A 24,402-nucleotide genomic window follows, 5' to 3' on the forward strand; every position below is an offset into this window, starting at 1 on the left:
TTTTTACAACTAAATCTAGCATTCATACTCTTCAATAACGTTACCGGCAACGTTTGCAGAAAAAAAGTGCGTAAATTGCTTCTTTATATCTGCTATTATTCGGAAGCTTATAAAGATTTCCAGCCATCGTAGTGTGGATTGGCTTTGCTCGCTCCCAGAATAGTACATAAAGATCGATTAGTATGATTGCTAAACTTACGTCTCCAGGTTCTAGTCGCCGTCAACTCTACGACGATCTTGACGATAGGTATAGCGACTCCTGTTCGCCTGCTTACAAACTTCAGTTCAATCCGAAGGATAAGACGCCTAAGTATAAGCAGATTGTCCAATCGGTCATTACCGACATTGAGCGGGGTGTCCTGAAAAACAAGGAGCAATTGCCGTCTATCAGTGAGTTAAGCGTGGAATATTACCTTGCCCGGGACACCGTAGAGAAAGCCTACCGTGAACTCCGGGAGCGAGGCTACCTTACTTCCGTGCAGGGTAAGGGCTATTATGTGCAGACGAATACGGACGCTAAGATAAAAATCCTCCTGGTCTTCAATAAGCTCAGTTCATACAAGAAAATCATCTACTATGCCTTTCTGAAAGCACTCGGCGAGAAGGCAACGGTCGATTTGCAGATTCACCACTACAACGCCTGCCATTTCCAGGAAATTATTGCCAAAAATCTGGGCAAGTACAACTATTACGTTGTCATGCCCCATTTTACCCAGGATCTGGACAAAGCCGATTACATGCGCGTGCTTGCCTCCATCCCGCCTAATGAACTGGTGCTGCTGGATAAAGACGTATCCGAACTGGCAGGATCTCCCCTGAGCGTTTATCAGAACTTCGATAAAGACATTTGCGGGGCGCTCGAGAACGCCCAGGATTTACTGGATAAGTATAGCCGGATGGTCCTTATTTTACCCAGTGACGGCAACTATCCCGTTGAAATTGCCCACGGGTTTCGTTCGTTTTGCGTTAACTACAACAAGGAATTCTCGATCAAGGAAAACGCCATTCACGAGCACTTGCAGGAAAGCACGGCCTACGTAGTCGTTGAAGAAACCGACTTGTCGGAAGTAGTAAAAAAGGCGAGGCAATCAAATCTCGAACTAGGCCATGACGTTGGCGTTATTTCGTTTAATGAGACTACGCTCAAGGAATTACTGAATATTACCGTTATCACAACCGACTTCGAGGCAATGGGCTATACGGCAGCTTCGCTCCTGCTGGACAACAAGCGGATAAAAGTCAAAAATCCGTTTTACATGATCCGGCGCGGGTCACTGTAATAAACCTGACCTACCAGATCGTGTAACAGGTCTACTTGTGCTGTCGGTTTCTTAAAACTGACGAGCGAGGTTTCTCAAAACCTAGGTCAATTGATATCCTTTTCAAAAGGTTTTAAGAAACCTATCGTGTCAGTTTTAAGAAACTGACAGCACCACTATGTATTTTTCTGTCACACTTACAAAAAGAGGAAGTAATCGTAAATGGTCCGGGTTACTTCGGCAATGGTTCGCTCCCGAACAGAGCCATCTTTAGGAGATGATTTGACGAAGACGGAGATAGCCACATGACCCGCGTTGCCCGGCAATGTAATAATACCGACATCACTGGCGGTCAGCCCAATCGTACCTGTTTTGTGCAGCACTTCCGTATCGGGCGGGAGAGCTCCTTTTAGTCGGGCAAGTCCCGTTTCGCAACGCTTCATAATATCGAGAATCAGTGCCTGACTGGCTGGTTTCAACAGGGGCTGCGTATACAGTTTCGTTAAAAGCAGCGTCATGGCTTCCGGGGTCGATGTATCACGCGGGTCCTTCTCGAAAGCTACATAACTGGCTTCGCGCGTCAACGCCGTACTGAATTTGGCCAGTGAATCGTAGCGAGCAGGTGCCCAGGGCTGATCGGCAGCCATAGGTATGCCCACACAATCGGCAATAAGCCAGGCAGTTGGCCGATCGACACGCAAGCCTTCAATGCCCATTCGCTTCATGCAGGCGTTTACGGCAGCAGGGCCACCCGCCAGCCGAAGGCAAATGTCCGTTGCACTGTTGTCGCTGATAAGCAGCATCAGTTCGAGCAGGCTTCTGACCGATAAGGAAAGATCAGAATTTGGTGAGTTGGGCCAGTTAAACCGATCCGATAGCATGCCACTACCCGGATGAAAATCGTTTTTTGTGATGGGTATGAGTTGAGCCAGCGTTAGGCTACCGCTGTCTACGCGGGTCAGCAACTGGGTGGCAATAGCGACCTTGTAGGAACTTGCCATCGGAAACCCTTCTTTCCCGTTTTGCGTGATTGTCTTTCCGGTTTCGATGTGTGTAGCGCAAATGCCTACTTTCCCACCCGACATATCGGATAGGCGCATCAGTTCCTGCGTGAGCCGGGCCGGGACCGCAAAAACGGCCGTGGATTGGGTTGGCTTGGTCGTTTTTTGTTTTTGAGCGACGGATAGGTTTGCCCAGAACAGGGGCACCAAGACAAGTAATCTTGTGTATTTATTCATTGAACCGTTTTGGGAAGAAGGGTTAATTTATTTTTTGGGCAGGGCAGCCGTCATGGTCATTTCAACACTGGACCCGAACACGAGCTTCGCGACGCCCACCGTTGTGCGAGCCGGGTACGTACCTTCTTTAAAAAACTGTTTGTAAATCGCGTTCATCTTCGGGAAGTCATCCATATCACTCAGATACACCGTTACACTCACGACATCATCCAGAGAAGCACCCGCAGCCTCAAGTACCGTTTTGATGTTTTGAATCGTTTGTCTGGTTTCCGCTTCTACTCCACCCGGCACCAGTTTGCCCGTTTGCGGATCGGTGCCCACCTGCCCCGACACAAACAGCAACCCATTGCTGATAACACCCGGACTGAACGGATAGGGATTGGCCGGTGCTTTCCCCGGCTGAACGATTTTTTTATGCTGACCAAATGCCGAAAAGCTGATGCTGAAAACCAGCAGACAAAGAAGTAGGTGTTTCATGAAGATTGGTTTAACGGATTGATTGTGAAGGATTAACTAAAATAATATCAACAAACACAGAGGCACAAAGAACACAGTGAATAATTGCCTGAATAGCGCTGTACTCGTTGTGTCTCCATGCTTACTCATTTTTCTGTGCACTTACTTCGATAGGAACGCCCGCAACACAGTATTGTACTCTTCGGGATCGTTCAGGTACGGAAAATGGCCTTTCCGATGGAACGTGTGCACCTGCGCTGTTGTGTAGTATTGTTTCAGCTTCGTGCGCAGTTCAGGGAGTATCAGTGGATCATTATCGGACTCCAGAATCAACAGCGGGACTGTCAATTGTTTCCCGTCAATTGGCTGGAATTGATCAATTACGCAGTGATACCGAGCCAGAAACTGCGCTTTCGACATGCGTCCGTAGGTATTCTCAAGCAGTTGCGCTCCCACCAGCGGATTATTCTCGGAGGTGGGTATCACCACCTTGGTCAGGTTTTGACGGAGCGCGTTCATCACCACCCACTCGGGCAGCCAGGTAGCTAGCGAAATCCGGCTTTGGTTCTGCTCTTCATAGATATCATTTTTCGGAAACGTATTGCCTAAAACGGCTTTGGTTACCCGCTCAGGATACGTTGCCAGTAAATACTGGGTCAGGTAGCCACCCAGCGAACTGCCAACAACAATCGTCGAATCGACCTTTTCTTTGTCGAGAATGGCCATGATGCCTTTGCCCAGGTCAGCCAGATTATCGACGGGCGGATAGGTGACACTGATTACTCTATACGAAACGCTAAAGGCGTTCATCTGTTGCCACCAGAAGTCATAGCCTCCCGTCATCCCGTGCAGAAACAAAATGGTTTGAGGGCCTTTTCCCAGGGCTATATACGTCCAGTTGTATCCCTGCGTTTCGATAGACTGTGTCGGTAGTTTCCGAAAAGCCGCCAGCCCGTTGATAGGTGTTTTGTCCGTACCCGTGTATAAATCGAGCGCGTCTTTCGTAGGTGTAGGATACAGGTAGACGGCAGCAATTAGAAGAACGGGAAGAAGCCAGAGTAATCGTTTATTCATGAAAGAGGGATAAGAAAAACGGGTACGTGGGTAAAAATAAGCACTTTAGCGGAATCCGCGCGGGTTTCTCCCTTTCGTTCATCTTTTGTTTCAGAAAGTTATATCGACGGGTAAAACGCAAAATGAGGACAGCGTTCATTGCCGTCCTCATTTTGATAAACGTGTTACATTCTGACTACTATTTCAGCCGCTTTGCCTTGGCATCAAACATATTCATCAGGCTGCCCTTGAGATTATCGTCATCCACTTTGGTTAGATCAAGGTTAACATCGTAGCCCTGAGCCGTAAAATACAGTGCCAGTTTATCTGTCCCTTCGTCAATCTTGGTGATTGGTATGGCTCCCTTGGTGGTATCGGCAGGCGTAGTTATTTCGCCCGTTAATTTACCGTCTTTTCGAACCAGGTTAGCCACCAATTGTGTATCGCCATTGGGTGTTCCTGCCACCACGATATCCCACTTACCGGCAAAGAAATCGGCTGGAACGGGCGCCTGAGCAATACTGTTTCCGGCAATAATCAGTAGCAAAAAGAAGAAAAAGGCACTTACTTTTTTCATGGCACTGGAGGGTTAAACGTGAATTGTTAGGAAAATTCTCACTTACGGTCGTTTCTTCACAGAGGCCATTATGCCCGGAAATTGCATTCTTCGTTGACCACTCAGCGACGCGTTACCGCCCATACAATTCTCCCCAACATTCACGTAAGCCGGTCCAATCGACGTTCTGTTCTGACGGATGCGTCACGTTAAATTTCCGAGTAGGCGGTTGGATGCAAGAGATAAATATCGGCCCTCAGAAAGTTATGCGCATATTCCGGAAGTGCATTCAAGGTTTTCCAGGCGGGGTCGGCACCAAATGCTTTCCAATGAGCATCACGCTCGGTTTTGTTTTCGAACGAGGTCATATACATCATGCTTGGCTGTTTGCCTCCCACTTTCACCTGACCACAGAGCACGGTGTTGAACCCCAACCGCTTGAAAATATCCAGCTCACCATTGTTGAACTGGCTGATCTTGTTCTCATGCAATTTTTCGGTGGCGGCTTCGTACCGGCGAAGTTCATAAATGCGCTCGGAGGCTGGCGCGTTTAACTTCGGCAGAACCATAGTAGGCATACCGGCAAATGACTCCATCAGAATCGACTCGAACCCTTTATAAACCGGCTTGTCAAATGCCGCTTCCAGATAGTCTTGTCCGGCCGACGCGTATTGTTTGTCCTTCGCCAGTGTTTCGGGAAGTCCCATGAACTGATCTACCGATTTGAACGGAATCAACAGATACACCAGTGAGTCGGCATCCGCTGGCGTAAAGACGCCAATTTTACCAACTCCTGCCCGATGCAGCGCGGGCAGATAAGCCTGCTTCAGATACGTTTCCAGCCGATCTTTCTGGTTGCTGTCTTTGAGGTGGTAGATTTTGACCTGGTAAAATTCCCGTTTGGGGGCGAAACCAAACCCCTGATTCAGGCTGAAGATGAGTGCCAACCAAAGGCCAATGAAACGAGTGCTTGTTGCTTTATGATTACTGAACATACTTAAATAGTTGTATTTAAAGCAAAAGCACCAAAGCCTGGAAAACTCACAATGCTAAACTTAAATTTTCGAAATTGACTTAAAAATTAACCTACCTCGTGAGCCGATAGATAAACAAAGCCGTACGCTGAATCAGCAAGGGGTATTCTTTCGTATTCATGGTTTCTTCAATGCTGTGCGCCCCTTTGCCCGATGCGCCCAACCCATCCAGACAGGGCATGTACTGCGCCACAAACGATACATCACCCGCCCCGCGCGACCCCGGGTCACCCGCCTGAACGGGGCCTATGCCCATATCGCGACTCAATTTATCCAGTTGTTTACGAAGTTCATCGTTAGCCGCGGATGGTTCCATGCCCGGAATGCCATCGGCAAATGAGATCGTTGCCTTGGTAAGGGGCAAGGATTTATCGACGATTTCGCGCATACGGGTTCGGGCACTTTCCTTCTGGACTTCGGTCAGAAACCGCAGGTCGCCTTTTACCAGCGCCGTTCCGGCCACAATATTCGTTTTGCCGATGGTTTCTGCTTTGGCCGTCTTGTCATCATAATGTACCTCCGAGCCACCTACAATCAAACCGGGATTGAAAGTCAGGTATTGTTCCTGGCCCAGCGTGCGCCGAAACTCATTCAGAATACGAACGGCTTCATAAATAGCCCCGTAACCCAAATCGCTGAAAATCCGGGATGAGTGCCCCGTTCGGGCTTTTACGTTGAGTGTCCAGCTACTGGCACCCCGCCGACCGGTGGTAACGCTGTGCAACCCCTGCGCCGTTTCGAAGGCCAGAGCGATGTCACATTTTTTGGCCCGTTCTACAAAATCGATCCGGCTGGCCGCTCCGCCCCCACTTTCTTCATCGCCGGTAAAATAAACCGTAATCGATGTGTCGTCGAGCAGTTTTTGCGCATTCAGGGCTTTCAGCGCGGCAATAACCAGCACGTCGCCCCCTTTAATGTCGTTAACGCCCTGCCCCGACGCCGTCGAATCATTAACCCGTGTAAAGGGCTCCATTGGCAGGCTCTTTTCAAAGACAGTGTCCAGATGACCGATTAGAAACAGCTTTTTCCCTTTCTTTCCCTGTCGGGTGGCCACCAGGTGCCCGGCTCGGTTAAGGGAATCGGGCAGCGTGATCCACTCCGTTTTAAAGCCCAGTTTATCGAGCTCATCCGACATCAACTTGCCAACCGTCCGTACGCCTTCCTTATTGAGCGAGCCACTATTGATATTGACGACCTTTTCGAGAAAGGCTTCGGTTTCCGGCATCTGCTTTCTGACGGTGGCAATAACGCTCGCTTCAGGTTTGGACAATGACTGGGCGTAGGCGCCCGAAGTAAGCAGCAAGAGACTTAAGAATATAGGCTTCATAAAAATACTTAATTTGGCAAACGGCCTGAACAACGGAATAATAAACCCTAAACGTACAACAAAATAGCATTATATAAGAAATCTTTATAGGAAGTCAGTACACCTACACTGGCCATTTTATAGAAATACGTCTTATCGAAATGCACGATTTACGCAGCTATTCTGCTTATCTTGGGCCGAAAATGGCACCCGGCCCAACCACCACTTACTACGTCAGTCACGTCACTAGTCATGAAACAGGTTTTCCTGATCCTATTCATCTGTTGCTACACATTTACCAACTCAGTTGCTCAAAAGCCAGCCAGCACTGAAAAACAAGCCCCTAAAGAAGACAAGGCCGGTGCAGCCTCCCGCACCCTGAACCTGGATTCGCAGGTTGTGACCAATGGGCAGGTCACGATCAAAGGCCAGCGGGTTCCCTATAAAGCGACCGTCGGAACCATCCCCGTTTGGGATGAGGAAGGCAAGCCCATTGCCGGGGTATTTTTCACCTACTTCGAACGTTCCGACGTAGCCGACCGCACCACCCGTCCGCTGGTCATTTCGTTCAATGGCGGGCCTGGTACGGCTTCCGTCTGGATGATGATTGGCTATACCGGCCCGCGCATCCTGAAAATCGATGATGAAGGTTACCCGACCCAGCCTTATGGCATTAAAGACAACCCCAACTCGATTCTGGACGTAGCCGATATTGTCTACGTTGATCCGGTCAACACGGGCTTTTCGCGCCCCGCCAACAAAGATGTTCCCGCAGGCAAACTATTCTTCGGCGTCAACGCCGACATCAAATACCTGGCCGACTGGCTCAACACCTTCGTCAGTCGGTATAATCGCTGGGCGTCACCTAAGTATCTGATTGGCGAGAGTTACGGCACGACCCGCGTATCAGGCCTGGCGCTGGAACTTCAGAATGCCCACTGGATGTACCTAAATGGTGTCATTCTGGTATCGCCTACGGACTTAGGTATCGAACGGGATGGCCCGGCAAAAGGAGCCCTTAAACTCCCTTACTTTGCGGCAACGGCCTGGTATCATAAAGCGTTACCGGCCGATTTGCAGAAGAAAGACTTAACGGATATTTTGCCCGAAGTAGAAGCGTTCACGATTTCGGAATACCTGCCTGCGCTGGCCCTCGGCGGTTCATTGAGCGATCAGAAACGGAAGGAGATAGCGACTAAAGTGGCCCGGTATTCGGGCTTATCCGAAACGGCCGTGATGCAGCAGAATCTGGATGTACCCGCTAACTTTTTCTGGAAAGAATTGCTCCGAAGCAAGAGCCAGACAGTGGGCCGACTTGACTCCCGGTACCTGGGTATGGACAGCAAAGATGCCGGTATCGGTCCCGACTACAATGCGGAGCTAACCTCCTGGCTGCACTCCTTTACACCCGCCATCAACATGTTTATGCGCGAAGAGTTGAACTACAAAACCGATCTGAAATATTACATGTTCGGCCCCACGTTCCCCTGGGACAATACCAACAACCACACGGGCGAAAACCTGCGTCAGGCAATGGCTCAGAATCCGTATCTGCACGTATTGGTGCAATCGGGCTATTACGACGGAGCCTGCGATTATTTTAATGCCAAATATAATATGTGGCAGATGGACGCCAGCGGCAAACTGAACAACCGAATGGAGTGGATTGGCTACCGGAGCGGCCACATGATGTATCTGCGCAAAGAAGACCTCGCTACCAGCAACGAACACCTGAGGAAGTTCATTCAGAAAAGCATTCCTCAAAATAGTGCACCCGCCAGGTATTCGGGAAGCCGGTAACAAGCTTATTTGTTCTGCAACGGCCCAACCGTTTTCTTCGTGTCTTTGCACTACTGCACTTAATATTCATCCAAATAAGCTATTCTATGACTGTCGATGCACCAGACATTTTTGTTCAATTCAGGCAGGAGCTTCACCAATTCCCCGAAGTGTCGAGTCAGGAGTTTGATACGCAGAGACGGATAAAATCCTTCGTCAGTCAGTTTGCACCAACCCGTATGATTGAGGTGGCCAATACCGGCTTGTTGCTACAGTATGGCCAAAACGACGAAGGACCCGTCACGTTGATCCGGGCGGATATCGATGCGTTACCAATACAGGAGACAAATACATTTGCCCATCGATCGAGAATCGATGGCGTTTCACACAAGTGCGGACACGATGGTCATGCGGCAATTCTGGCCCGGCTGGCATCGCTGCTGGACCAGAAACCCATAGCCAAAGGCCGGGTGTATTTACTATTTCAGCCCGCAGAAGAAAACGGGAAAGGGGCCGAGGCCGTTATGAACGACCCCGCCTTTGCTGGTATTCACCCCGATCGAAACTTTGCTCTGCACAATTTACCCGGCTACAAAACAGGGGTCATCGTGTGCAAACCGGGCTCGTTCACGTCATCCGTACTCACCCTGATCACCACCTTCGAAGGAAAGGTATCGCATTCGGCCGAACCAGAAAAGGGCCTGAATCCAGCCTACACAATGGCAGATTTCTTACTCAGAACCAGACCCTTACAAAACACAGACCCTGGGTCCGATAGCTTTGCGCTCGTAACGCCGGCTTACACGACGATGGGCGAAAAATCGTACGGCATATCGGCGGGTTATGGCGAAGTACATCTGACGTTAAGGACCCGGAATGCCAATCGGATGGAAGCCCTCACGACTCAGTTGCAGGCGCTGCTTTCTGAGTTGTCAACTGCCAGTGGCCTTTCGATAAAAACGAGCTATACCGAATCCTTTTTTGCCAACGAAAACGATACAGAAGCTTTTGACCAGATCAGGCGGAGCGCGTTGAAGCTGGACTATGCGTTTGTTGAGAAACAGGAACCGTTCAAATGGGGTGAAGATTTCGGGTTGTTTACCCAGCATTTTCCCGGCGCTATGTTTGGCATCGGCAATGGTGAAGATTCGCCAGCCCTGCACAACGACGACTACGATTTCAACGATAACCTGATCGAGCCAGCCGCCCGGCTATTTTTTGAGCTGATCGAGATGGCCCACTTCTGAGCTGAATGTAATTAACAATCAACCAGCGCCATTAGGTTTTATTTTGCATTGACACTAACTCTATCAACTATCCTTTTGAAAACACTCGTCACACTCCTGTTACTGATGCCTGTAGCTGTCGTTGCCCAAACGACGTCGTCGGCCAATCCATACCCGTTTACGCCTGCCCAGGATTCCGTTTATGTGCGGGAGAACTACCAGAAATCTGAGTTTATGGTGCCCATGCGCGATGGCACGAAACTGTTTACGCAGGTATATGCCCCGAAGGATCAGACGGCTAAACATCCGATCATTATGCAACGGACGCCCTACAGTTGTCAGCCTTACGGAGTCGATCGCATTCGTCGGCGGGTAGGCCCCAATGCGTTCATGCTTCGCGACAATTACATCGTTGTGTATCAGGATGTTCGGGGGCGCTGGGCTTCCGAAGGCACATTTGTGGAGATGACTCCTCACGTAGATGTAAAAAAAGGAAACGCTGATCATGACGAGGCTTCCGACACCTACGACACTATCGACTGGCTACTGAAAAACATCCCTAACAACAATGGCAACGTGGGTCAATGGGGCATTAGCTATCCCGGCTTTTTTACATCAGCGGGAGCCGTTTCCGGGCATCCGGCGCTGAAAGCATCTTCCCCACAAGCCCCGATGGCCGACCTCTGGCGCGATGATGCGTTCCACAACGGAGCCTTTATGATTGCCGCTAACTTTGGGTTCTATACGTTTTTTCAGGAGCACAAACAGCCAACCAAACAAAATCCACCCGCTCTCTTCGATATCAACGATCCCGACGGGTATCATTTTTACCTGAACATGGGGCCAACCGCCAATTCGGAAAGCGCGTACTACAAAGGGCGAAACAAGTATTATCACGAGAATTTCGAGCACCCGGATTACGACGAACACTGGAAAAAACGCAACATTCTACCGCACCTCAAGGGCATCAAGCAAGCCGTGATGGTCGTGGGCGGATGGTACGATGAGCAGGATTTGTTTGGTACGTTCAATACCTACAAGGCTATTGAAAAACAGAATCCCGGCATCCAGAACATTTTCGTGGTAGGTCCCTGGGTACATGGCGGCTGGGCGGGCCCGTCGGGGCAGACGCTCGCCGACCTGGATTTTGGCTCGAAAGTATCGCCCTACTATCAGGAAAATATCGAAGCTAAATTCTTTAAACATTACCTCTTCAATGAATCGAACGGTCAGACCGCGACTCCGCTGGCACTCCCCGAAGCTACGCTGTTTGAAACCGGGACAAATCGCTGGCGGTCCTTCGACACTTACCCACCAAAAGGTATTGTTCAGAAACAACTTTATTTGGCAGGCAACGGCAAACTTAGTTTTACCTCGTCAGCAACCGGTGCCGCCTTCTCCGAATTTCCGTCTGACCCAGCGCATCCCGTGCCGTTTTCCAGCAAAATCAACGATGGCTTCTCATCCGATTACATGGTGGAGGATCAGCGGTTTGCCTCGGCTCGCCCAGATGTACTGACGTTTCAAACCGATACGCTTACCGAAGACATGACGTTGGCCGGACCAATTTTGGCGCAGCTTACCGTGTCAACCACCGGCACCGATGCCGACTGGGTCGTTAAAGTCATTGACGTGTATCCGCCTAATGCTCCTCAGAATCCAAAGAAACCAGATGTTGTCTACGGCGATTATCAGCAGTTAGTACGGAGCGAAATTATCCGGGGACGCTACCGGAACAACATCAGCAAACCGGAACCGTTCAGCCCCAATCGGCCAACTCCGGTTGCGGTCGAGTTGCAGGATGTGCTGCATACGTTCAAAAAAGGGCATCGGCTTATGGTGCAGGTACAGAGTTCCTGTTTTCCCTGGAGTGACCTGAATCCGCAAACATTCGTCCCCGTCTTTAGCGCCAAAGAGTCTGATTACAAGAAAGCCACTCATCGGGTCTACCACGGCAAGCCGGGCGTTAGCTTCCTGAAAGTGGGCGTACTGGCTCCGTAAGGGGTATGGCTGCCGCAACTAAACATAAGTCGTTAACAAGCTTAAAATCTGCTTTCTGTAATGCCCAAACTTCTCTTAATGGATCACGATGGGGCCATTGATGATCTGTTATCACAACTGCTTGTTCTGACCATGCCCGACGTTGAGCTGATCGGCGTCACGGTTACGCCCGCCGATTGTTACATTGAACCCGCTCTAGAATCGACGTACAAGCTGCTCCAGCTGATGAAGCAGGAACATATCCCATTGGGACGAGGTGATTACTACGGCATTAACGCCTTTCCGGGCGAATGGCGGGCGCGGCCCGAAATTATCAATGCCTTACCACTGCTAATCAACCTGCCCAAATCGCCCGACCCGTACTCGTATCTGAGTGCACCCGAGCTGATCATGGAGACGTTGACGAAGACTACTGAAAAGGTTAGCATTCTGATGACGGGACCGTGTTCCAATCTGGTTATGGCCCTGGAACGAGCCCCCGAGTTAAAAGATAAAATCGCGGACATCGTCTGGATGGCCGGGGCGTTTCGTGTTCCTGGAAATGTACAGACCTATCAGCACGATGGCTCCGCCGAATGGAATGTTTTCTGGGACCCGATCAGTTCGCAAAAGCTGGTTTCGTATGAATTACCGTTGACCCTCATTCCACTGGATGTTACGAATCACGTGCCGGTCACCAAAGACTTTTTGTCTACGCTAGCCACGCAGATAGAGTACAGACTATCCAACCTTACGGGCCAGCTCTGGGCGCTGACCATCGACACCATTCCGAGTTATCAGTACACGTATTTCATGTGGGATATTCTGGCAACCAGTTATTTGGCCATGCCTGAGCACTTTACTACCGAACGGATAAAAGCGAACGTCAGTACCCGACCACCCAATGCCGGGCAAACCTACCTTGACGAAGCGGGCTACGAACTGACTATCGCGACCGATGTGAACGTGAATTATTTTTATGACTACCTGCTAGCCCAGTTTAAACGCTGATCTGTCAAATTTGGAAAAAGAAAGAGTCGGTTGGACAGCTAATGATATCACTGACTCTTTCTTTTTCTACTTACTTATGTTCGTAATTTATGTTATCGGCGTCCATAGAGTGGTGTCAGCTTCTTAAAACTGACTTGGTAGGTTTCTTAAAACCTACCGATTAATCTGGTTAACGCGGTTTTGAGAAACCGCGCTCGTCAGTTTTATGAAACTGACACCACTTTAACAAAATAAGTGAGACAGACGTCTGTCTCACTTATTTTGTTGTTTTCCTACTTTCCACCGCCCGACTTTGTGGATGACTGAACGGCGGTTTCTGCCGTAGCCGGACTGGCAGGTGTTTCCAGATGGTTCCAGTTGATCAGCACGTTCCACAGCAGGGGCGCATCATGATGATTCAGATACCGGTGTAGCGGATCGAACGTGAACGCAATGACACGACCGGCACCAACGGGTACGTTGAAAATACCGCCGTGCCCAATGATTGCCTGCTCATTGCGCACCATACCCGACAGCACATAAGGATCTTCTTTCTTAGAGGTCGCTTTGGCCGTTTCTTTAGCAAGTTTTTTGTCGGGCATCCCCATGATCAGGCCCTTATATTCCTCTTCATCCTTCAGCGGTTTGGTGCCATACTGCATCAGCATCATATCACGATTGTATTTCTTCGTTTGCAGCAACGGAGCAATACCCCGAAAGATGGGAAAGGTTTCCGGAAAACCGTACATAACCGGGCTTTCTGGTTTCCGGTTTTTGACCGTTACGATGGAGCCGGGGTGAAACAACGTTGGCGCACTAACTTCGTCCAGATCACGGGCAATACCCATCTCGGCAACCATCAGCGATGAGTTGTCCAGGGTGACCAGCACACCGCCCTGTTCCACAAACTGCTTCAGTTTCTCGACACCTTCGAAACCCGGTCCTCCCGTCATATCCGTTGTTGCATCCGGAAAGCCGTGTGATTGGAACTCCGACGTTTTGGTATACGGAAGCGGCCCGAACTTCTTGTCGATTTCATGAATAAAATTGGTCGACGAGCCACGCATACGGGGAATAAGGATAACGTCGAACTTCTTCCGCAACTCGCCGGCTTTCAGATGGTCTTTGTTGATCGATGTATAGGGAATGCCGCGTTGTTCGAACGTGAATCGCGCCCAGCCTTCATCCTGCGTGTTGTACCAGCTGTGGTAAATGGCCACGCGGGGCAGGCTCACCTCGTGCTGTCGCAACGACGTTCCCAAACCCGTTGGCTCTGCTTTGGTAGCCTGTAAATCGAGGCTGAACTGCGAAGCAAGTTTCTTCGACTGTTCGGTTGTTAGCCCTTTAAACACGACGCTCCCCGCCGACAGCGTATCGTTCATCCCACTAATCGTCGATTTTGTATCCAGCACTACCGCTTTGGCCTGCTTGTTCTGCCCTTTGAGCCAGAGTAGCGCAGGCAGGACGTTGGTTTGGGCTTTGTAATTGAGGACATAGTTGGTTCCATCGCCACCAACGGAGCCAGCGTATTTGACAGGCTCATTCACTAACTTGAGTTCGCTGGAAACGTACTTGACGCTGTCTTCGGCTTTCACATCGACTCCGTACAGATAACTCATCGTCCAGGCAATGTCGTCGTAGGGTGGAAACTTGGCTTCCTTTGGGTAGTTCTGTTTGGTTAACAGCGAAACGGCCAGATTCCGGTACGGTTGATTCAGCAGCACGACATAATCGCCCTGATTCTTGCCCGATTCCGCCTTGTGCACCTCAATAGCCTGCGCCCGTAACTGGTTGACCAGGTAATCGGCCATGGCGGGGTCGCGCTGATTTTTGGGAATCACAAAGGCACGTGGCGTTTCTTCCATACCTTTTTTGATGTTATTAAGCCCTTTCTGGTAGAAGTTTTTCAGCATTAAGCGGCTGTTCGTTGCCCCGTACGACAGCGACGCCAGCACACCCGCCTGCATGTAGTTGATCCCGTTTCGATACGACCAGTACACCTTTTCGGTAGGCGGAACGGGACGGTACCATTCTTTGGTCGTGGCCGGATCACCCGCATACTTTTGCTCCGACAGATCGCGCAGGTACGTGTTCGCGCCAGCATTGCCGAAGGTTTCGTAGAAGCGGCCGACGGCGTTGTGGTTGTTGGAAATCCAGAGGGCATAACCCGGGTACCAGCCATCGTAGAATGCCCAGGTAAACACGCCCGGAATGCCCTGCGACGCCAGCGTCGTAATGTCATGATGGGCCATAATCTGCCATTCGCCAATGGTTATTGGATCAATGGTTTCGTTGTATGGGCCGGTTCCGGTCGATATATACAGCAGCGGTACCGATTCGTGCAGATCGAGGCTGGCGGTAGGATGCCAGTCGTAAAATACGTTGTAAAGCGCTTTTGTCAGCGCCTGAGAAATCTGCAAACCATCCCGGTTGTTGTCATGATACGTGTATTTCCCCCAATAGGGTGGCGATTTGGGGAAGCCGTCATCAAAGTCTTTCCGGGATTTCGTAAAGCGATAGTACCAGTCTACCTGCTTGTCCCACCCATCCGGCTCAGACACCGGATTGATCAGGACAATGATGTTATCCCGAATCGTTTTAATTTCCGCTTCCTGGCTGGTAATCAGCCGATAAGCTAGTTCCATCAACATTTCGGGAGAGCCCATTTCCGGCGAGTGCAGCCCACCATTCAGGTAATAAACCAGTTTGGTATCGCCCAGAATTTTATCGAGATTCTGGCCATTCATTTTGCGCGGATCGGCCAGGAGAGCGAGTTGCTTCTTGTAATGATCGAGCCGTTTCATAGCCTCCTCGCTCCCAATGGCCACCAACTGAACCGGCCTACCCTCTTCAGTCGTGCTTACCTGCTGAATCGTAATGTTGGGCGACGTTTGCGCCAGCTTTTTGTAGTATCCATAAATCTCGGGGGTCCGATGAATGACACCCGGCGTCCCGACGATTTGCCCAAAATGCTTGAGCGGTGATGGAATCCTGGCATCGTCCGGAAGATTGAGCACCGACGCGGGCAGAAACCGGGAATCTGTCGTGTATTCCTTAATCTTCTGATTGTACGTTTCGTCAATCTTCATCGGCCCGGTTTGCTGTGCCTGGATGGTCAGGCTACCGAGCGCCAGCCCGGCCAGTAGCATGGAACTCAGTCGTTTAGTAGTAAAGAGGTGCATAAAGTTAATGGTTAAGAAAGAGCGTATTTTGTGGCTTGAGGTTTATACGGTGAAGTCGGGTTCTTAAACCCGACCGCACCAAAAACCGTACTTACTGCTTGGGCTTCATCAGCTTGCGTTTGAAATACTCAGCCGTAGCGGCACTCATTTTCAAGGCGTTAGTGTGTTTCATCCAGTGGTGCGTATCGTCCACGATCACCAGCGTCTCCATGGGAACGCCCTGCTTGTCGAGACGCCGGACCAGATCCGTACTTTGATTGAAGCGTACATTGCGGTCATCGTCGCCATGAATGATGAGCACGGGCGATGTCCAGCTACTAACGGACGAGACCGGCGACGATTCCCAGACGACTTTAGCCGCTTTGTCGGCATCCGGAATTTTCTCAAACCGATCCGTCGAGCTAACACCGTACCGTTGCTGGCTCCAGTCATGGACGCCATGAATATCCACACCAGCCGCAAAAAGTTTGGAATCACGGGCAAGCGCCAGCGCCGTCAGGTAACCGCCATACGAACCACCGTAAATACCAATTTTGGTGGCATCGACCTGTGGCTGTTCCGCCAGCCATACGGCAGCTGCCCGCACGTCCTGGTATTCCGATGCACCGGTTGCCCCTCCATTCGCGGGCTGATGGAAATCATAGCCGTACCCAATACCCAGCCGGTAATTGACCGACAAAACCACGAACCCCTGACTGGCCAGGTACTGGTTGAGGGCGTAGGAGTTGGCGTAATAGTCAGAATAATTCCAGCCCAAAAGCATTTGACGAGGAGGGCCACCATGCACATAGATAAGCGCCGGACTGCGTTCGGTTGTTTTTTTCCCGCCCGCTGGTTCAAAGAGCTGACCATGAACGGTCATGCCATCCGGTGACTTGAAGGTAACTTGCTTAGGTAGCACCAACTGACTGGTCGGGAAATTTGCCGGTACCAGATTTTGGGCTAACACTTTAGGTGTTCCTTTGGTAAAGGCCATCACGGTTGGCAGTGGTGGGCGTTGGGCCGTGGCACTGATCATGGCGATGGTGGCCCCATCCCCCGTTACAACGGGTGTCCATTCCAGGCCCGCTCCTGGGGTAAGCACTTCCATAGCCGCTTTGTCGACCGGTACGCGAACGGCATGCCGACGATCAATATCCAGTTTATCAGGACCCGTATTGCCGCTGAACAATAGCCATTTTCGGTCGTGGCTCATGGTAATGTGTTCAGCCATAAACGGCCCGGATGTTAATAATAAAGGAGAGCCACCCGACGAGGGCATGGAATACAGGTGGGGCCAGCCATCCTGGTACGACAAAAAAACAATCCGCTCATTGGCGGTCCAGTGCAGGTTAAAGCCTCCATGCGTGGACGGTACCGAACCCGCCAGCGTTTTGGGAGCCTGCCAAATCTGGGATGCGTTGCCCGACGTTACATCGGCGGTCCAGATCGACCACGGACGATGTTTGCGGGCCAGCAGTGAATCGGGAGCCCCGCCCGAACCGGGGGTTCGTACAAAAACAAGCCGTTTGCCATCGGGAGACCAGCGTGGTGACTCATCCTGCGCGAACGACGGCGCTATCCACGCGATGGGTGTCGTTTCGTTGGTGAAAACGCCCACAAAGGCATGGTCTTTCCGATCACACACAAACGCCAGTTTCGACCCATCGGGTGCCCATTGAATAGAGCTATTCGTCCCCCGAACGGTAAACAGAACTTTGGCTGCGGAGGAAGCATCCAGCGGAGCCGCCCAAACCCGGCCACCTTTGATGAAGGCAACCCGGTCGCTTTTGGGCGAAATAGCGGGCGCATCGCCCTCCGCAATGGCTTTGGCTTCGCCACCCGCGAACGGAATGCTCCAGATCTGAACTTTGGGTGGCACCGGCGTCGACAGAGTGTTGACGGGCAGTTCATCATCCCAGTTGGCTCCATGATCGCCACCCCGCACATAGACGACCCACTTCCCGTCATCTGAAATGGACAAACTGGTAATTTCCTGTCCATCATCTTCCGTGTAATTAGTCAGCTTTCGGGGGGTAAAATCCGGTCCTTCGGCAACGTACACATTCCGTTTACCCTGCTCATTAAATGCCCACGCAATACGCGATCCCTTGGCCGAGCTGGTCAGTTCATTTGGAAAAGGATAACTCTTTACCGCTTCCAGCGAGAAGGTTTGAGCCTGAACGGATTGGTACAACCAGAGCCCCACGACCAGGCTCAGCAACGTAAACTTCTTCATGGGTTGATGTCTAAAATAAAAAGCTTATTTGAGTAGCTTATAAAACAAACCCAAATAAGCTTTTTTATTTCCTATTCTAATGAATAGACCAAATAAAATTCTAACAATCAGCCCAATAATACCATTAACAGAAACATATTGATTGTAATATCTTCCACAAACCAGTACCCCTAGGTAGGCTCCTCACTTTTTAGTTTAAAGATTGCCCCTTCGAGAGCTTCATCTACCCGAATCTGGCAGGCGAGTCGGCTATCCGAATCAGCGTCTGGCAGGGTGTCGAGCATGTCCAGTTCGAGATCCTGTGCGGATGGTAAGTTATCGAATCCGTTCAGTACCTGAACATGGCAGGTCGCACAGAGGGCCATGCCACCACAGGTCGCCAGGATGTTGTAGTCCGACGCTTTCAGTACTTCCATCAGGTTCAGACTAATTCCTTCGGGCACCTCTACCGGTTTCTGTTCGCCATTGCGGTCTTCGACGGTGAATGTAATCATATTAAAAAGTAGGAATACCGTTGACGGTCGTGTATTTGAAACTCAGTTTTTGATTCGGGTGAACGTGGTGAAAGGCACTCTGGCACATCAGCGCAGCCTCGTGAAAGCCACACAAAATCAGCTTTAGTTTTCCCGGATACGTATTGATATCGCCAATGGCGTAGATGCGCTCGACGTTTGTGGAGTAATCGGTCGTATTGACGCTAATGGCCGATTTGTCGATGTTCAGCCCCCAGTCGGCAATGGGCCCGAGTTTAGGCGTTAATCCGAATAGAGGAATCAGGTTATCGGCTTGCAGGGTTGTAGTGGATTTGTCTTTCGCCGTAATGGTAACCTCCTGCAAATGGCCAGTTCCATTGATGCTGGTGATGTTCGATTGAAGAACGAGGTTAACGCGCCCCTGCCTGGCCAGCTCCACCACTTTCTCGGCCGAGTCGGGTGCTCCCCGAAAACTGTCGCTACGGTGAACAAGCGTCACTTCCTGAGCTATCTCAGCCAGAAAAATGGTCCAGTCGAGGGCGGAGTCACCCCCGCCAGCCAGCACTACCCGCCGGTTGCGTAACTGCTCCGGATTTTTAACCATGTAACTAACCCCCTTTCCTTCAAAGTGTTCCAGGTTCAAAATGTCGGGTTTGCGGGGTTCGAAGCTACCCAGTCCACCCGCAATAACCACCACCTGACAATGTACGGTAGTCCCGTCGCTGGTCGTAATCAGGTACGAGCCGTCATCCTGACGGTCAAGCAATTCAACGCGTTCGCCCAGGGTGAATCCCGGATTGAAGGGCGCAATCTGCTCCATCAGATTGTCGACCAGCGTCTGTGCATTGATGGCCGGATAGCCAGGGATATCATAAATTGGTTTCTGTGGATAAATTTCCGAGAGTTGCCCACCCACCTGGGGCAACGCATCAATCAGGTGGCAGCGCATTTTCAATAAACCAGCCTCGAAAACAGCAAACAAGCCCACCGGGCCAGCGCCAATAATACAAATATCAGTTGTTATCATGTCTAGTGAACGAGTCGAATTTATCTACTCATCAATATCTTTTTGTTACTTAACTCAACCCTGACCGTCTACTCTACAAAAGTAGGTACATACCCGCCGATGGGGACCATCATTAGTTTTGATGATCTATTAACAAATGGAATAGGCGATGCCTTGATTTATACGCACGATAAATGAGCAAAATGGGCCCTTGGAACAGCCCCAAACACCTCCTTAACATTGGTTTGATTTTTACCTGAGCAGGTATAGCGCAGGATTTTTGTTTAACAAGACCCCTATCTTATAGTCAATCCTTTACCAGAACGCACGCTATGACTGCTCTGCCGAAAAAGACAGCCAATCAATTACAAACGATCAACACGTCCTTCACTATTCTGACGGAATGGGCTGAAGCGACCGCTCGTTTACACGAAAACTACAACAAGTTGCTGGCCTGTATCAGCCCGAATAAGCCGGAGCAAACGGTAAGTGCAGCCGCAACTCGTTCCTTCGTTGGACAATGTCCTGTCGATGTACTTATAACGCTGCTGGTGACGATGCAAAAGCAAATGGAAAGGCTGGTAATCGATATGGAGTCAGTAAGTTGCCCAAACAAGTCGTTACCAACCGAAAATTATAAAAAGCTGGCGGAGCATACCCGCATTATCAATAAACTAAACCAGCAGGCGCAGACAAAACTCCTACTGACTACGTCATTGCCTGCCTAGTCCGGAGTAACCAAAGGCAACCGTCTTCATTTACTCCCATATAGCCGTTTTCTGGCTACAGTACCTGCAACTCCTTTCGTCGGCAAACAGGTAGATTTAGAAACGAGGCCGCTTCAGTATCTGGCACCTAGTCAGGTCCTGTCTCCCCTTGTCCGTCATGAAACTGGTCTACAAAGCTGTTTTACTCAGCCCGCTGGTCTTTATCAGCCTGGGCAGTAAAACCGTCAATACCGAATCCCCCCATCACGCTCCATTAGCCCTTACACTCAACCTAAAAGAGGAATTTCAGACAATTCACAGCTTTGGCGCGTCCGATTGCTGGTCAGCGAAGTTTATTGGCACCTGGCAAAACGAAACCAAGAAGAATCAGATAGCTGATCTTCTCTTCAGCCTGGATACATTGTCGGATGGCCGACCTAAAGGAATAGGCCTCTCGCTGTGGCGAATGAACATCGGTGCTGGCAGCTATGAGCAGAAAGACAGCAGCTTAATTACGGATGAGTGGCGACGTGAAGCGTGTTTTCTGACGCCCGACGGACGCTACGACTGGAGCAAACAGGCCGGAAGTCAGTGGTTTTTAGCGGCTGCCCGCCGTCGGGGTGTTCGCTACGCGTTGGGTTTCACCAACTCGCCACCCGTGCAGATGACGCGCAATGGCAAAGCGTTTTCGGCAGGCGGAAAAGCCTTCAACCTCAAGCCCAATGCCCTGACGCCTTCCGCCGATTTTTTAACGACAGTTGCCAATCATTTTCACCTGGATTACCTAAGCCCCATCAACGAACCTCAATGGGACTGGACCGCCGGCAAAAACGGAAAAGCCAATCAGGAAGGTTCGCCCGCCGAAAACAAAGACATAGCTGACGTAGCGAGCGCTTTGTCGACGAAGCTGCTGACCAGTAAAGCCAAAACGATGGTCGTTACAGGTGAAGCGGGCCAATTGAATTACCTCTACGAAAAAGCAGAGAGCGGACGAGGCAATCAACTCGACTACTTTTTCACCACCCAATCTCCCCTGCCCAAGCTGCCCAATGTTGCGCCGATCTGGGCCTACCACAGTTATTTCACAACCTGTGCCGATTCAACATTAGTGGCGATTCGTCGGCGGGCCGCCCAACAGGCCAGAGCGGTTGGTAACCCCCTGTTATGGCAAAGTGAGTTTGGGGTGTTGGGTGATATCTGCGGGAAGTACAACGGGAGCCCACGCCATACCGACATAAACTACGGCTTATACGTGGCCAAAGTCATTCACAACGACCTGACGGTGGCCAATGTAACCTCATGGCAGTGGTGGCTGGCGATTAATCCATACAATTACAGCGATGGACTCGTCTACATTAACGCATCCGACGGTACCTATCAGCGGCCTGACAACGCCCGGCAGGATGGCCAGGTTCTGGACTCCAAACAGTTATGGGCGTTTGGAAACTATGCCCGTTTTGTCCGACCGGGGATGAAACGGATTGGCGTTCGCCTTGGTGCCGTCGGCAATCCGGTAGCCGAAGCCAGCCAATGCATGGTGTCGGCCTATAAAGACCCCATTCGCAAACAACTGGTACTCGTCTGCATCAACATGACACCCAATGCCGTAATGCTACCCATCAGCGGTGTGTCGATCAAGCACAACCGCTTCGCGAGTTACACCACAACGGAGGCTAAATCACTGGCAAAATCCATTGTCTCGGCTAACCAGATTCAGGTGGAGCCAAAATCAATAGTGACGCTGGTGGGGACGTATGAGTAGTTACCGGCAGGCTCAGCAACGAAAGTAGTTAACCTGAGTTGGCATCGGCAACATCCGGGAAAAATCCCAGTAAGGCCGTTGCCAACGAGCGGTTTGTCAAATTGTCCGGCAATTGTTATCATATATAATGAATAGATTCAACTATTTTTGATCTGTTTTTGGCCCATGCCATACGCTCCCTTGAGTGGTCGTATTGACTCAGTTGCGTACCCTCATTCCTGCTTATCATTTGTTTCTATTCAATTATGCGACGCAACGTCTGTTGTTCTCTTTTTTGCCTGTTGCTGGGCACCCTTGGGGTGTCGGCACAACCAAACCAAATACCTTACGCAACAATCAATCTTCAAAACCTCAACGATTTTAAACCTGCCGGTACTAATTGGAAGATCGTGGGCGATGTTTTTTACGACCTGACTAAACCAGGTAAAGGAACAACGAAATCGGGGACGGGTATTCTAGTCAATGATCCCTCTGGAAAAAACAAGGACCATCTTTTCACGAAGATGGACCACGGCGACCTGGAACTGGAACTCGATTTTATGCTGGAGAAAGGATCGAATTCCGGTATCTACCTCCAAAGCCGTTATGAAGTTCAATTATTCGATAGCTGGGGTGCCAAAATACCCAAAGCGAGCGATTGCGGAGCGATTTATGAACGCTGGGACGACAGCCGCCCCGAAGGCCGAAAAGGGTACGAAGGGCACCCACCCGCTCAGAATGTGACCAAAGCGCCGGGTCTGTGGCAGCATCTGAGCCTTGTGTTCAGAGCCCCCCGCTTTACGGAAAAAGGCGAAAAGACCGCCAATGCCCGGTTTATGAAGGTAATCCTTAATGGTGTAACGGTTCAGGAAAACGTCGAAGTACTAGGGCCAACGCGCGCGGCCGCTTTTCAGGACGAAAAACCTACTGGCTCACTCATGATCCAGGGCGATCATGGCCCGGTAGCCATTCGCAACATCCGATATAAGTCCTACGGAATTGAGCCAGTAACGCTCACCAACATGAAATTGAGTGCCTACGAAGGCAAGTTCGCGTCGGTAAATGATTTTAGTTCGCTCACGCCCAAACGGGAAATGGCCATCGACATGCTGGCGCATTCGGCCCCCGGCAGCCGGGATAAGTTTGGCGGTAAAATTACCGGAACATTACACATTCCCCGCTCAGGCCAGTATTCGCTGAACCTCAACCTGAACTGGATTCCGGCTGAAACCAACCCCGCAAATCCAAACGGCGCGGGTGAGTTGATGATCGATAACAAGCCCGTCTTAAGCATCAGCGGCAAAAATGGCGGCACGGCTTCGGCGATGGTGGCGCTGGAAGCAGGCGACCATCCGGTTGTGCTGGCTTATTACAAAAACTTCGGTCTGTGGTATGCCCGTCGAAACGATATTGTTCTGGGCGTCGAAGGCCCCGGCGTTCAATACACCACCCTGAATCAGGTAATCCGGGTCGAAGAACCCGTTGGAGAAATTTCCCTGCTGGCTAACGATGAGCCGGTTATGCAGCGTGGCTTTGTCAATCACCACGGTCAGAAACATACGCACACCATTTCCGTCGGCGAACCAGGTCAGGTAAACTACAGCGTCGATCTGCAGAAAGGCGAATTTCTGCAGATCTGGCGGGGCGACTTTCTGGAAACGACACCGATGTGGTACGGACGGGGCGAAACCCAGTTATCGGTTCCTTTGGGGAGTGTTATTGAGCTGTCGGGCAAACCCTCGCTGACGTACCTCGCGGACCAGAACGCAGCCTGGCCCGACTCCAATGCAACCTATATGAACATGGGCTATGATGTCGATGCCAAAGGGCGACCCATTTTCAAATACACCCTGGGTGCAGCACAGGTTCGGGAGTCATTTGCCGCTGAAGAAGAGGGGCATAAACTCTCCCACTCGTTTTCGGTAACGCCTTCTGCCGGAGCGTCCACTCCGGGAGCATCCACTCTGGGCGAAATCTGGTGCCGGGTTGCCGAAGGGAATGACATTACGGAATTACCGAATGGACTGTATGCCATTAATGACAAGCAGTATTTTATTGAGCTACCCGCTAAACAGAAGCCCGTTATCCGTACGACAGCGCAGAAAACAAAAGAAATGCTGCTGCCTATCAAGCCAGCCAATGCCGCGGCTACAGTGACTTACTCCATTATCTGGTAACGCTCAACTTTCTGACCGAAC

At 50.7% G+C, this 24,402-nt stretch carries 18 protein-coding genes; 8 read left to right on the top strand and 10 right to left on the bottom strand.

The genetic code is table 11. The annotated features are described in order from the left end of the window. The first annotated feature begins 182 nt into the window (after positions 1–182). A complete protein-coding gene (locus ACYU8Y_RS21230; RefSeq protein WP_460940104.1) occupies positions 183–1,280 on the top strand; it encodes a GntR family transcriptional regulator in 1,098 nt (365 codons plus the stop codon). A gap of 176 nt (positions 1,281–1,456) precedes the next feature. On the opposite strand, the gene bla is transcribed toward ACYU8Y_RS21230, so the two are convergent. From bla to ACYU8Y_RS21260, 6 genes are all read right to left on the bottom strand, one after another. Next, positions 1,457–2,497: a class A beta-lactamase gene (bla, locus tag ACYU8Y_RS21235; RefSeq protein ID WP_460940105.1), complete on the bottom strand. Its 1,041-nt coding sequence runs from the start codon at positions 2,495–2,497 to the stop codon at positions 1,457–1,459. A gap of 27 nt (positions 2,498–2,524) precedes the next feature. Then, the gene (locus tag ACYU8Y_RS21240) at positions 2,525–2,974 is read right to left on the bottom strand and encodes a RidA family protein (protein ID WP_460940107.1); all 450 of its coding nucleotides are present in this window, start codon (positions 2,972–2,974) and stop codon (positions 2,525–2,527) included. Positions 2,975–3,115: 141 nt separating this feature from the next. Next, a complete protein-coding gene (locus ACYU8Y_RS21245; protein WP_460940108.1) occupies positions 3,116–4,027 on the bottom strand; it encodes an alpha/beta fold hydrolase in 912 nt (303 codons plus the stop codon). Positions 4,028–4,205: 178 nt separating this feature from the next. Continuing rightward, positions 4,206–4,583, bottom strand: a complete 378-nt coding sequence (locus ACYU8Y_RS21250) for a hypothetical protein (RefSeq protein WP_460940109.1) — start codon at positions 4,581–4,583, stop codon at positions 4,206–4,208. A 188-nt stretch (positions 4,584–4,771) separates the two neighbouring features. Further along, positions 4,772–5,557, bottom strand: a complete 786-nt coding sequence (locus ACYU8Y_RS21255; RefSeq protein WP_460940110.1) for an NIPSNAP family protein — start codon at positions 5,555–5,557, stop codon at positions 4,772–4,774. A 91-nt stretch (positions 5,558–5,648) separates the two neighbouring features. Beyond that, a complete protein-coding gene (locus ACYU8Y_RS21260) occupies positions 5,649–6,923 on the bottom strand; it encodes a M20/M25/M40 family metallo-hydrolase (protein ID WP_460940111.1) in 1,275 nt (424 codons plus the stop codon). Between the two features lie 231 nt (positions 6,924–7,154). Between ACYU8Y_RS21260 and ACYU8Y_RS21265 the strand changes: the two genes are divergently transcribed. The 4 genes from ACYU8Y_RS21265 to ACYU8Y_RS21280 all read left to right on the top strand — a co-directional run bounded on the left by ACYU8Y_RS21265 (position 7,155) and on the right by ACYU8Y_RS21280 (position 12,898). Next, on the top strand, positions 7,155–8,702 hold the full coding sequence (locus ACYU8Y_RS21265; protein WP_460940112.1) for a S10 family peptidase: 1,548 nt from the start codon (positions 7,155–7,157) through the stop codon (positions 8,700–8,702). Positions 8,703–8,788: 86 nt separating this feature from the next. Then, positions 8,789–9,928, top strand: a complete 1,140-nt coding sequence (locus ACYU8Y_RS21270; protein WP_460940113.1) for an amidohydrolase — start codon at positions 8,789–8,791, stop codon at positions 9,926–9,928. A gap of 75 nt (positions 9,929–10,003) precedes the next feature. Next, positions 10,004–11,908, top strand: a complete 1,905-nt coding sequence (locus ACYU8Y_RS21275) for a CocE/NonD family hydrolase (protein WP_460940114.1) — start codon at positions 10,004–10,006, stop codon at positions 11,906–11,908. A 60-nt stretch (positions 11,909–11,968) separates the two neighbouring features. Then, complete coding sequence (locus ACYU8Y_RS21280) at positions 11,969–12,898, top strand: nucleoside hydrolase (protein ID WP_460940115.1); 930 nt, start codon at positions 11,969–11,971, stop codon at positions 12,896–12,898. Positions 12,899–13,170: 272 nt separating this feature from the next. Here the strand turns inward: ACYU8Y_RS21280 and ACYU8Y_RS21285 are convergent, their stop codons facing one another. From ACYU8Y_RS21285 to ACYU8Y_RS21300, 4 genes are all read right to left on the bottom strand, one after another. Then, positions 13,171–16,059 carry a M14 family zinc carboxypeptidase gene (locus ACYU8Y_RS21285; RefSeq protein ID WP_460940116.1) on the bottom strand — a complete coding sequence of 963 codons (2,889 nt, stop codon included), beginning with the start codon at positions 16,057–16,059 and terminating at the stop codon, positions 13,171–13,173. A gap of 91 nt (positions 16,060–16,150) precedes the next feature. Beyond that, positions 16,151–18,277 (bottom strand): S9 family peptidase, encoded by a 2,127-nt coding sequence (locus tag ACYU8Y_RS21290; protein ID WP_460940117.1) that lies wholly within the window; start codon positions 18,275–18,277, stop codon positions 16,151–16,153. A 170-nt stretch (positions 18,278–18,447) separates the two neighbouring features. Further along, positions 18,448–18,771: a 2Fe-2S iron-sulfur cluster-binding protein gene (locus ACYU8Y_RS21295; RefSeq protein WP_460940118.1), complete on the bottom strand. Its 324-nt coding sequence runs from the start codon at positions 18,769–18,771 to the stop codon at positions 18,448–18,450. A gap of 1 nt (position 18,772) precedes the next feature. Next, complete coding sequence (locus ACYU8Y_RS21300) at positions 18,773–19,777, bottom strand: NAD(P)/FAD-dependent oxidoreductase (RefSeq protein WP_460940119.1); 1,005 nt, start codon at positions 19,775–19,777, stop codon at positions 18,773–18,775. 311 nt (positions 19,778–20,088) lie between these two features. Between ACYU8Y_RS21300 and ACYU8Y_RS21305 the strand changes: the two genes are divergently transcribed. From ACYU8Y_RS21305 to ACYU8Y_RS21315, 3 genes are all read left to right on the top strand, one after another. After that, positions 20,089–20,484 (top strand): hypothetical protein, encoded by a 396-nt coding sequence (locus ACYU8Y_RS21305; protein ID WP_460940120.1) that lies wholly within the window; start codon positions 20,089–20,091, stop codon positions 20,482–20,484. Between the two features lie 157 nt (positions 20,485–20,641). Next, positions 20,642–22,225 (top strand): glycoside hydrolase, encoded by a 1,584-nt coding sequence (locus ACYU8Y_RS21310; protein WP_460940121.1) that lies wholly within the window; start codon positions 20,642–20,644, stop codon positions 22,223–22,225. 245 nt (positions 22,226–22,470) lie between these two features. After that, complete coding sequence (locus tag ACYU8Y_RS21315) at positions 22,471–24,381, top strand: 3-keto-disaccharide hydrolase (protein ID WP_460940122.1); 1,911 nt, start codon at positions 22,471–22,473, stop codon at positions 24,379–24,381. Positions 24,382–24,402 lie beyond the last annotated feature (21 nt).

The organism is Spirosoma humi, assembly GCF_054776575.1.